Below are 10784 nucleotides of genomic sequence, written 5' to 3' on the forward strand. Positions count from 1 at the left end.
GGGGCGCGCATCGGCTGGCAGGGCGCAAGGGGAGAAAGAAGCTGAAAGTTTATTCGCGGTCAGCTGTGGATGAACGTCCAGAGATCGGTATTCAGTTTTTCGATAGCGTCTTTAAAGTCCTTGGTGGTGATTTTCTGACTTTCGTTCTCTAACGGGTTGCCGAATACCTTACGCACCACTTTGGCCATTGTTTGATTGGTTCTTGCGTCAATGAACTCGGCTTCAATGAATAGATTAGTGTCTTGATCCCGGTGACCGGTAGCTGCCTGTGTCGCTCCGACAACGGCCGCAATCGGCAGCACTTCATACCACTTCATGCCTTCGTTCGAGGCGCTGACGCCAGTGATTGCCGCACGAAGAATCAGGGGGCGTGACCTGGCTGGTGCGGCGGCGGCGTTAGACACCCTCTGGTATTTCTGGCCCAGTACGATTTTGGCCTTCCTGGACATGAAGTCCTGCAAGTCGGCCAGCGTTTGTTGATTGACCTGTTCGTTGGGTTTGGGCGAGGGATAAAACTCCAGCGTTCTGAACGCGATGGTGTCATACGCATTCGGGTTCCACGACGGGCTCACCCAGCGCATTGCCTTCTCACCCGTGGCGGTGGTCACTTCTTGCAGGTTGTTGTAGTTGGACAGGAAGCCCGAATATTGCTCGCGTTCAGTGACTTGGGAGGTGCAACCGCTGAGTAGCAGGTATGTCAGTGCGACGCCAACAAACAGTTTACGGTCCAGGGACATGGTGGGTTCACTCCACGATTTAGTCGTGCTCAGTCAACTGAAAAATAGAAACGCCAAGTCATGTTTCCCTTCATGGCATGAATGAAGCGTTGTCGAACCGACCGGAGAATTGATTACCGTTGTGAACTGGATCTGCTGCGCCGACATGTCGCAGAGCCAGACCCAGCCCGACTGGCGTTGACGTCCCCAGAGCATAGCCCGCTATCGGTGGTTACATTGCTGCAATCAGTGCATTAATGTCCTGCAATTTTCCAGTCTTGTTCATCAGCAGATCAGTTCTCACACTGAGCCCACTCATTTGATTACGGCTTCTGACTGATGGAGAAATGACCATGGTATCTGCGATCCGGTTTAACCAGTTCGGCAACCCTGAAGTACTGAACCTGGAGGCACTGAGCGAACAATCACCAGGCCAGGGCGAGGTATGGCTTGAGCAAGAGGCTGTGGGTGTCAACTATCTCGACGTTACCCAGCGCAAGGGAGCGGTGCCCATTCCCTTGCCGTCCGGGCTGGGGCTGGAAGGCGCGGGGCGTGTTGCCGCTGTGGGTGCGGGTGTCAGCAACGTGCGAACAGGGGATCGCGTGGCCTATGCCACCGGCCCCTTGGGTTCCTACGCTTCGGCCCGGCTTTATCCGGCAGAGCGGCTGGTCAAAATTCCGGATTCGCTGTCATTTGAAGATGCCGCAGCCGTCATGTTCAAGGGCATCACTGCGCAGTACCTGTTGAAAGCCACCTATCCCGTAGGGCCCGGCACCACCCTTGTGCTCTACGGTGTGGCGGGAGGGCTGGGGGAAATCATGGTGCCATGGGCCAAGCACTTGGGTGCCACCGTGATTGGCGTGGTTTCAAAGCAGGCCAGTGTCGAGAAAGCCCTGGCGTCGGGGTGCAATGAAGTCCTGGTGTTCGATGCTGCCAGCCTGGCCTCCCAGGTCGCTCGAATCACCGACGGTAAAATGGTCGACGTCGTCTATGACCCGATAGGGCGTGTTTCTTTCCAGGCATCCCTGGATAGCTTGCGACCACGGGGGCTGATGGTGTCGTTTGGCGCTTCATCAGGTGCGCCGTCAGCCGTGGAGTTGTCGACACTCAATGCCAAAGGCTCGCTGTTCCTCACACGTCCTTCGTTGGCAGCCCATACCGCGAGTGCCTCCGAGTACCAGGAACGAGCGCAGGATGTGTTGGCGGCCATCGGTGCGGGTATTATCAAACCTTCGGTCCGGGCAAGCTACTCTCTGGCGGACGCAGCATTGGCGCATGCCGACCTGGAGTCGGGGCGTTCATCGGGGGCGATCATTCTAAAACCATGAATCTTGATGTTCTGAACAATCAGCACAGTGATGAAATCGCTGCGTTTCTGGCCGTGGCCTCGCAAGGCTCATTTGTCGGGGCTGGCCGGCTATTGCAGCGACACCCAACCGTCGTCTCGAAACGCCTCGCCGCAATGGAAAAGCGCCTTGGCGTTCGGCTCGTGGAGCGCTCCACCCGCCAGGTTCGAATTACTGAAACAGGTGCCAGGCTGGAGCAGCGCCTTCGCTCGGCCATCGAATTGCTGAATGAAGCGCAGCAGCAGGCGTCCGAGTGCGCCAGCGAAATCCGCGGTACTTTGCGCCTTGCATTGCCGGCAGCCATGGGCAGGCGTTGGCTTGGCCCGATGCTGCCGGAGTTTCTCGAGGCTCATCCGCATGTCTCGATCCTCGCAGACTACAGCGAGCGTCTGGTCGACATCATCGATGAAGGTTTTGATGCGGCGATCCGAATCGGAGAGTTGGAAGACAGCCGGTTGATCGCCAGGAAACTGAGTGACCATCGCCGGATACTCTGTGCCTCGCCTGCTTACATCAGGCAACACGGCATGCCCGAAACGCCACAGGACCTGATCCGGCACAACTGCCTTCGCTTCAGCGGCCTGGCGTCTTTTCCCCAGTGGAGACTCCATCGCGGCAATGAGCTGCAGACGGTTTCTCCCAAAGGAAACCTGACGGCCAATGACAGCGATTCATTACTGGCAGCGGCCCGCGCCGATGCCGGAATATTGGGGGCAGGTGACTGGTTGATGAGTCGCGATATTGCTGCCGGGAGGCTGTTGCAGGTCCTTCCGGACTGGCAATTGGATTCCGCCGGTGGGGTCTATCTGGTCAGGCCATCGGCCAGGTTTCCGGGCGCGGTGGTTGTCGCGTTCAAACAATGGATCGAGTCAAAGTTTTCCCCTGCGCCCCCATGGGCCATTTGACCGCTTGACCTTCGGTTTCCACCTGGCCGACGCATGGCTGCCGGCCATGTGTGTTTATAAAATCAGGTGGTGACTCATTTTTTCCATTGGGTCAAAACCAATACAAGGTAGCTGCGGACCACAACCAGCCGAAGCAGAGGGTGATGGCAAAGTAGATCGCCACCATCATCAGAGGCTGATTCCACATGACACACCTCCCATAGTCGCTTCATTTACATGGGTGCCTGGTAAAACGGGCGCTCGTCGTAGGGGCAATAACTTGTCAAAACACTCCAAGGGTGAACTCCATCGCCAGTACAACGGACAACGCCAGCGTCATCGCCAACGCAATAAACATCAGGCCTAACTCAGCGAGCTGCTTATAAAGGGCCATTGGTCGCTTGGTGATTCGAGCGATTGATCTATTAGTGGAAGCCATCACCCGTCCTCACGTTTGCGTGGAATACGCACCACAGGCTGGACCTGGGCAACAAGGCGATGGAACTGCATGGTGGTGTCGCTCGATTCATTTTTTCACCCCTCGCGTCATGCCTGATCCGGCGAGCCCCGCCGCCTCCGTGATGTCCGGGACGACAGCTGTTGCGGGTATCAGGGGTGGTGCAACTAATGAGCCATTTCAATAGGGCGAAGAAAAAACTCAAATGAATTAACAGGCTGATTGCGAGGTCTTCAAGCGAGAGAACGGGGAAGGGGGGGAATATCCCTCAATTTTGGTGGCAAACACCTGGTCGGGTGGGTGTAGTACCCCATTTATGGAGAGAGTCGCGGCCCTGTTTCACCGATCGCTTTTGCCAGGGGCTACTTGCCCCTGAGGCGAGGTGGATTTAACGGGACGGGAAGGGCCGCTTCTGTCTGGGGTTTCAACCGGTCGAAGCAACACACTGAATTGTGTTTAAAAGACCCGTGAGTTTTCGGTACCGCACATTATCCCGCGGAGAAACTCCGATACCGGGAATCACGTAACCGCTACTCAAGCAGTTGATCAATCAACACTGCGTTGGTGTAGATCAGGCTGCCGTCACTCGCTCGGTGTCCAACCAGATGGAACTGTCCGCGTTCGTGTTGCAGATAGACACGCATCTGGCAGTCGGACAAGGGGGCGTATCCCTCGGGCATGATCAACTCCATCGAGTCCATATCGACATCGACCATGGCTTGCTGTTCGTGGGTTTTCTGCAAGCGCTCTTCGGCCTCCTCCAGACGGAGGTGCAAGGGGCCGTCGACGTTGAAATGGATCTCCCCCATCGGGGTGGATTTTTGGGCGCCGCTGGTTTTGCACCAGCCTTCGATCGTCAGGACACTCATGACGAAACCTCCCATGTGGATTGCTGGAATCTGTAGCTATCGTTGCTGCACGATGCCATTACTTAAGTTGGATGACTGTACAAGGGCAGGGTTCGATTTTCTGACCCGCTTCTGGCCGCCCCTGCTGTCCGTCATCAGAAATTCAGTATAGCCGGTCGCCGGGCCTCGCCTGCCAACCTCACGGTACATCCGATGGGCTCTATACTTCTTACTGACTTTGCCGCCCGGACGGGTGGCATTTGCCTGCCCTGCTTGGACGTCAGCGGCGATGCTTTTGCATACCCAATGAACAACAGGAATAGGATGAAGAGGAAATGGTAATAGCAATTGTCCTGATACTAATCGTTATTGCATCAGTGCTATTCCACATACTTGCGCCTTGGCATGCGACACCGGCAGCTTCCAACTGGGGGTCCATAGACACCACCTTGTTCATCACCCTGATCATCAGCGGCATATTTTTCATTGCCATCACGGTATTCATGGCGGTCGCGGTGATGCGGTATCGGCACAAGGAGGGTGCCAGGGCGGCCTACCAGCCAGAAAATAAAAAGCTGGAACTGTGGTTGATTATCATCACTTCGGTAGGTATCGCCGGGATGTTGGCCCCAGGCCTGGTTGTCTACAACGATTTCATCCGGGTGCCGAAAGAGGCTTACGACCTTGAAGTGGTCGCCCAGCAGTGGCAGTGGGCCTTTCGTTTTCCCGGCCAGGACGGGAAGTTGGGCAAGTCGGATATCAAGTTTGTCGACTCCGCCAATCCCCTCGGCGTTGATCCCAAGGATCCTGCGGGGCAGGACGATGTGCTTGTCATGAATAATGAAGTTCGCCTTCCGCTCGATCGGCCGGTGAAAGTCTTGTTGCGGGCTAAAGATGTCCTGCACGATTTCTATGTACCGCAAATTCGCAGCAAGATGGATATGGTGCCGGGAATGGTGTCGTACTTTTGGTTTACGCCAACTAAAACCGGAAAGTACGACGTCCTTTGCGCTGAATTCTGTGGCGTAGGTCATTACAACATGCGCGGCCATATGATCGTGGAAGAGCAGGGCGTCTTCGATCAATGGCTCAAAGGCCAACCGACGTTTGCGCAGACATTGACGGCAACTGCCAAACCCGGTCGAGACAGCGTGCTGGAAAAAGGCCGGCAGTTGGTCGAGCAACTCGGCTGCAAGGCCTGCCATAGCCAGGATGGCGGTGCCAGTCTCGGCCCGGGATGGAAGGGGCTGTACGGCCGTACGGAACAGCTTGCCGATGGCACCAGTGTGCAGGTCGACGAGGCCTACCTGAAAGAGTCGATTCTCGATCCGAAGGCCCGACTGGTACAGGGCTACCCGCCGGTCATGGTGGCCTATACTCTCAAGGACGATGAACTGGGTGCCGTCATCGCCCTGATCAAATCACTGGGTGCTGCGGGGCAAGACGGTGAACCTTCGACCGGCGAAGCGTCGAGCCCGGGTGAAGATCTGGTGGCGCAGGGGCAGCGGCTGGCCGGGTCGCTCGGCTGTCTGGCCTGCCATAGTGTCGATGGCAACAAGGGCGTCGGCCCCGGCTGGCAGGGCCTGTATGGCAAGACGGAAACCCTTGCCGACGATACGAGCGTAAAGGTCGATGAGGACTATCTCAAGGATTCGGTTCTTCATCCCAATGCCAAAATCGTCAAGGGCTATGCCGCCGTCATGCCAACCTTGGCTGCGAGTGACGAGGAGCTCAATGCACTGATCGCTTTCATCAAATCCAAAGCGAATGCTGACGCTGATGCGAACAACGCGCAGCCAGGGAAGTCGCCGTAAAGCAGCCAGCAATACACTGAAACTTCGGCAGGAGGATGACGTGATGGCCTATGCGGAGCAAGCCGAAACAGAAGCACTGCACGAGCCCAAAAGTTTCCTGACCAAATACATCTGGAGTCAGGACCACAAGGTCATAGCCATTCAATATTCGTTGACGGCCATCTTCGTGGGTCTTATCGCTCTGGTGTTGTCCGGCTTGATGCGCATGCAGATAGGCTTCCCCGGCAGTTTGGCGTTCATGGACGCCAGTACTTACTATCAGGCGATGACCATGCACGGCATGATCATGGTCATTTACTTGCTCACGGCCTTGTTTCTGGGGGGCTTCGGCAACTATCTGATCCCGCTGATGGTGGGCGCCCGCGACATGGTCTTCCCCTACGTCAACATGCTCAGCTACTGGTTTTACCTGGTGGCGGTAGTTGTGTTGCTCAGCAGTTTTTTTGTCCCCGGCGGCCCCACAGGTTCCGGCTGGACGCTCTATCCGCCACAGTCCATTACCCAGGGGACACCGGGGGTCGAGTGGGGCATTGTCCTGATGCTCGTCTCACTGGCGATTTTCATTGTCGCGGCCACCATGGGCGGCTTGAACTACGTCACCACGGTGTTGCAGGCGCGCACGCACGGCATGACCCTGTTTCGCATGCCGCTCTCGGTATGGGGCATCTTCATGGCCTCGATCATGGCCTTGCTGGCCTTCCCGGCGTTATTTGTCAGTGCGGTCATGATGCTGTTTGACAAGCTGTTGGGCACCAGCTTCTTCATGCCGGCGATGATCTCGCTGGGGCAGCAGCTCGATCACCAGGGTGGCAGCCCGATATTGTTCCAGCACCTGTTCTGGTTCTTCGGCCACCCGGAGGTCTACATCGTCGCTCTCCCGGCGTTTGGCCTGGTCTCCGACTTGATCAGTACCCATGCGCGTAAAAACATCTTCGGCTACCGAATGATGGTGTGGGCCATTATTGCGATTGGCGTACTCAGCTTTGTGGTCTGGGCACACCACATGTACGTCAGCGGAATGAACCCGTACTTTGGTTTTTTCTTCGCCGTCACCACCTTGATCATCGCGGTGCCGACCGCGCTGAAAGTCTATAACTGGGTACTGACCCTGTGGCGCGGCGACATCCATTTGACCGTGCCGATGCTGTTTGCCCTGGCCTTTATCATCACCTTCCTGGTCGGCGGCCTGACCGGGTTGTTTCTCGGCAATGTGATCGTGGACATCCCGCTCTCGGACACCTATTTCGTCGTGGCCCATTTTCATATGGTCATGGGCGTTGCACCGGTACTGGTGGTGTTCGGCGGTATTTATCACTGGTTCCCGAAAGTCACCGGGCGCATGTGGAACGACACCCTGGGCAAGCTGCATTTCTGGATTACTTTTCTGGGTACCTACGCCATCTTTTTCCCCATGCACTACCTGGGTTTCCAGGGCATGCCACGTCGCTACTACGCCTATGAAAACTACGCGTTCATCCCGCAGTCCGCGCAAGACTTGAATGCCTTCATTACGGTGGTCGCGTTGACTGTCGGCGTTTCCCAGTTGCTGTTCCTGTTCAACATGGCCTGGAGTGCATTCAAGGGCAAGCCGGCAGGCAGTAATCCCTGGGGTTCGGCCAGCCTGGAATGGCAAACGCCGGACACCCCGCCGAAACACGGTAACTGGGGAGAAAAATTGCCGGTCGTGCATCGCTGGGCCTATGACTACAGCGTGCCGGGGATAGAGCAGGATTTCGTGCCGCAAACGGTCTCCGCCGAGGAGCTGGAGCACATGCGGCAGTTCAGTGCCGGAACCAGGGCGGACATCAAGACATGAACAGGCTGCTATTGAGAAACGCCGGCGGCGCTGATCCCGGCGGCAGTTGGAGCCGCGACCCCGAGGGTAATCAGGCCGCCGAGGATGCCGTTAGACGGCAAACCGCAAGGGTAGGCCTGCGCTTGTTTCTGGTGGTGGTGAGTTCGTTATTCTTCCTTTTCCTGATCGCCTTTGTCGCCCGTTCTCAAATGGTCGACTGGCTACCCCTGACAGAGCCATTGGCGCCGTTAGGCAATCTCTGGCCGCTCTGGCTGAATTCGGCTTTTCTGGTAATCAGTTGCATCGCACTGCAGTGCTCGCGCATGGCCGCCCGCAAGGCTCGGCTGGGCGCAACGGTCATTGGTTTTGCGTTGGGGGGTGTCTTTGCCATTGCCTTTCTGGCGGGGCAATTCTGGGTCTGGCAGCAATTTGTCGCCTGGGGCTACTTTGTCGCCAGCAATCCGGCCAACAGTTTCTTCTACCTGTTGACGGGCCTGCATGGGCTCCACCTGCTGGGCGGGCTGATCGCCTGGTGCTGGATCGTCGCCAGATTCTTGCGTCATGTGCCACTGGCGCAACTTGGCGCCAGCGTAGAGCTCTGTGCCATCTATTGGCATTACTTGCTGGGCCTTTGGTTCGTGCTATTCGCGCTGCTGGCCAGCACGCCGCAAACCTATGAAGCCATCGCCAGATTCTGCGGCCTGAGGTGAACAGCCATGGCATTGCACCCGCAAGCTGAAGTCGAATCCAGCTCATCCAATCCACCAGGTGTGCCACCTGCGCCTGGATGGCAGGGCATCGCCAGCGACTGGGCCTCGGATAAGGAGGCCTTCAAGCAGGTGCCCTGGGGCAAGGCGATGATGTGGATATTCCTGCTCAGCGACACGTTTATATTCACCTGTTTCCTGACCGGCTACATGTCGGTACGCATGACCATCACCAGCGCCTGGCCGAACCCCAGTGAAGTGTTCGCATTGACGATCGGTGGCAAGGAAATCCCGCTCATCCTGATTGCCATCATGACCTTTGTGCTGATCAGCAGCAGCGGCACCATGGCCATGGCCGTCAATTTCGCCTATCGCCGTAACCGCGCGAAAACCACGGCCCTGATGCTGGCGACCGCTGCCCTGGGGGTGACTTTCGTCGGCATGCAGGCATTTGAATGGAGCAAACTCATCGCAGAAGGGGTGCGCCCCTGGGGCAACCCCATGGGAGCGGCGCAATTTGGCGCCAGCTTTTTCATGATTACCGGTTTTCACGGACTGCATGTGTCGATCGGCGCTCTCTATCTCAGCATTGTGGCGCTGAAAGTATGGCGCGGAGATTATGAGCGCTCCGGAAATTATCAGAACGTCGAGATAGCCGGGCTTTACTGGCACTTCGTGGATCTGGTGTGGGTATTTATTTTTGCATTCTTCTATTTATGGTAGAGGAGCACGGGTGATGGCACATGCTCAGGGTCAGCAACATCCGATCAGTTTGTACCTTAAGATCTGGGGGCTGCTGTTCGTCCTCAGCACGCTGTCGTACCTGGTCGACTATTTCCACTTCCATGGCTACCTTCGCTGGTCCCTGATTATCACGTTCATGTTGTTGAAGGCAGGATTGATTGTCTCCATCTTCATGCATATGGCATGGGAGCGCCTGGCCATGGTCTACGCCATACTGGTGCCACCCTTGTGTTTACTGGTGCTCATCGGGCTTATGGCCACCGAGGCAGACTATGTGTTCCTCAGCCGGGTCATTTTCTTTGGCCAGTAAGCGGCTTTCGGATGGCCTTGAGTCTCCTGGCTAACCCGATATCACTCGCTTGAACTGATGCCATTTGTGCTGCCAGGCCACTGTCCAGTGGGGGGCTGCAGTTCCGGTGCCGGCAATCTTCAGCTTCGGATGCTGTTTGATTACCTGGTCCAGTACCGATTCCTGATTCGGTTCAACATCCACGAAGAAGATATGTTTGCCTTCTTTTACTGCCTGTTTGAAATTGCGGAAGTGAGTGTTCGGCACCTGGAACCCAAAAAAGCCGCCTTCCCAGATGCAGAAGCCCAATACAACAATGGCAAGGAAAATAAAGGGCATCCAGCCTGCGGGGGATTCGGTCCAGCCCATCCAATAGGCGCCGCCCAGGACAAGTGCCGCGAGTGGCACGCCGATCACCGCACCAATCTCACCAGAATGAACAGCATCCTGTTCCATTAGCGAACTGATCTCGTGGAGGTGATGTTCTTCTACATCAGCAACTTTTTCACTGAGTACATGAATCTGTTCGGAATTGATGCCGCTGGCTTCCAGTTCATATTCAACGTTTTCAAGATCGTTGAGATTGTCACTGATGTAATAGTGTCGATTCATGCCACACCTCCCGTTTCGGGTTTGCTGTAGACCTCCGATGTCCGGCAGCAGTCGGTAGCTGTACTGTGGGGGGGAACGTTGCACACCTCGTGCAATCTGAAAAAAAGTATAGCACTCACCAACATGCGGACCGGACGCTAGTTGATCTGCACAATGACCGGACCTTCCGTTACGATCGGTGGGTTCGAGTGGATATTCGATGCATTTTTCTGAATCCATTCACGCGCGACTTTCAGGCTCGCATCGCTGCCGGCCTTGTCCGTGCAAACAGTCACCGACGTGCCACCATCACCCGTATTCAATAGTGTGTAGCTGACGAGGCCAGGTACTGTCCGCAGGGTCGCTTCGACGTCGGCATTGCGCTGTTCCAACAGCCCGAAAAGCTCCTTTGCTCCAGTACCCAGGTAGGTTCTTATAACTGCGTACATAGTCGTCTCCCTTGGGAGTGCCGCCTTGAGGCCGATCCAGATCCGTTGATGGCCGCTATCACTCAAGGTTTCAGTTCGCCCTGATTTATTAAGCTTAGCCAAACGCAGGCGACAATCGTAATGCAACGACCACCGGCCATTTTT

12 protein-coding genes are annotated in these 10784 nt (G+C 56.2%); 7 read left to right on the top strand and 5 right to left on the bottom strand.

Annotation, left to right across the window (positions count from 1 at the left end; all coding sequences use genetic code 11):
* Positions 1–59: 59 nt before the first annotated feature.
* Positions 60–737, bottom strand: a complete 678-nt coding sequence (locus ACM6IT_RS01620) for a DUF3313 domain-containing protein (protein WP_414917347.1) — start codon at positions 735–737, stop codon at positions 60–62.
* Positions 738–1069: 332 nt separating this feature from the next.
* Between ACM6IT_RS01620 and ACM6IT_RS01625 the strand changes: the two genes are divergently transcribed.
* Together ACM6IT_RS01625 and ACM6IT_RS01630 are read left to right on the top strand one after the other, a co-directional pair.
* Positions 1070–2044 (top strand): quinone oxidoreductase family protein, encoded by a 975-nt coding sequence (locus ACM6IT_RS01625; protein ID WP_414917348.1) that lies wholly within the window; start codon positions 1070–1072, stop codon positions 2042–2044.
* Positions 2041–2967 carry a LysR family transcriptional regulator gene (locus tag ACM6IT_RS01630; RefSeq protein ID WP_414913055.1) on the top strand — a complete coding sequence of 309 codons (927 nt, stop codon included), beginning with the start codon at positions 2041–2043 and terminating at the stop codon, positions 2965–2967. Before ACM6IT_RS01625 ends, ACM6IT_RS01630 begins: the two co-directional genes overlap by 4 nt.
* Before the next feature lie 262 nt (positions 2968–3229).
* Here the strand turns inward: ACM6IT_RS01630 and ACM6IT_RS01635 are convergent, their stop codons facing one another.
* Together ACM6IT_RS01635 and ACM6IT_RS01640 are read right to left on the bottom strand one after the other, a co-directional pair.
* Positions 3230–3385 (bottom strand): hypothetical protein, encoded by a 156-nt coding sequence (locus tag ACM6IT_RS01635; protein WP_414913056.1) that lies wholly within the window; start codon positions 3383–3385, stop codon positions 3230–3232.
* A 548-nt stretch (positions 3386–3933) separates the two neighbouring features.
* Positions 3934–4272 carry a hypothetical protein gene (locus ACM6IT_RS01640; protein ID WP_414913057.1) on the bottom strand — a complete coding sequence of 113 codons (339 nt, stop codon included), beginning with the start codon at positions 4270–4272 and terminating at the stop codon, positions 3934–3936.
* Between the two features lie 314 nt (positions 4273–4586).
* Here ACM6IT_RS01640 and ACM6IT_RS01645 point away from each other — a divergent pair, with 314 nt between their 5' ends.
* Genes ACM6IT_RS01645 through ACM6IT_RS01665 form a run of 5 tightly spaced genes read left to right on the top strand, consistent with a single transcriptional unit; the run spans position 4587 to position 9621 of the window.
* A complete protein-coding gene (locus ACM6IT_RS01645; RefSeq protein ID WP_414917349.1) occupies positions 4587–6065 on the top strand; it encodes a c-type cytochrome in 1479 nt (492 codons plus the stop codon).
* Positions 6066–6108: 43 nt separating this feature from the next.
* Complete coding sequence (ctaD, locus tag ACM6IT_RS01650; RefSeq protein ID WP_223542271.1) at positions 6109–7881, top strand: cytochrome c oxidase subunit I; 1773 nt, start codon at positions 6109–6111, stop codon at positions 7879–7881.
* Complete coding sequence (locus tag ACM6IT_RS01655; RefSeq protein WP_414917350.1) at positions 7878–8570, top strand: cytochrome c oxidase subunit 3; 693 nt, start codon at positions 7878–7880, stop codon at positions 8568–8570. Before ctaD ends, ACM6IT_RS01655 begins: the two co-directional genes overlap by 4 nt.
* Before the next feature lie 6 nt (positions 8571–8576).
* Positions 8577–9290, top strand: a complete 714-nt coding sequence (locus ACM6IT_RS01660) for a heme-copper oxidase subunit III family protein (RefSeq protein WP_414917351.1) — start codon at positions 8577–8579, stop codon at positions 9288–9290.
* 13 nt (positions 9291–9303) lie between these two features.
* A complete protein-coding gene (locus tag ACM6IT_RS01665) occupies positions 9304–9621 on the top strand; it encodes a cytochrome C oxidase subunit IV family protein (RefSeq protein WP_008053359.1) in 318 nt (105 codons plus the stop codon).
* 30 nt (positions 9622–9651) lie between these two features.
* Here ACM6IT_RS01665 and ACM6IT_RS01670 read toward each other — a convergent pair whose 3' ends face one another.
* Together ACM6IT_RS01670 and ACM6IT_RS01675 are read right to left on the bottom strand one after the other, a co-directional pair.
* Positions 9652–10212 carry a hypothetical protein gene (locus tag ACM6IT_RS01670; RefSeq protein ID WP_056722916.1) on the bottom strand — a complete coding sequence of 187 codons (561 nt, stop codon included), beginning with the start codon at positions 10210–10212 and terminating at the stop codon, positions 9652–9654.
* A 137-nt stretch (positions 10213–10349) separates the two neighbouring features.
* Positions 10350–10640: a hypothetical protein gene (locus ACM6IT_RS01675; RefSeq protein WP_056722915.1), complete on the bottom strand. Its 291-nt coding sequence runs from the start codon at positions 10638–10640 to the stop codon at positions 10350–10352.
* Positions 10641–10784 lie beyond the last annotated feature (144 nt).

This window comes from Pseudomonas sp. IT-P4, assembly GCF_949767755.1.
Lineage (GTDB): Bacteria > Pseudomonadota > Gammaproteobacteria > Pseudomonadales > Pseudomonadaceae > Aquipseudomonas > Aquipseudomonas monachiensis.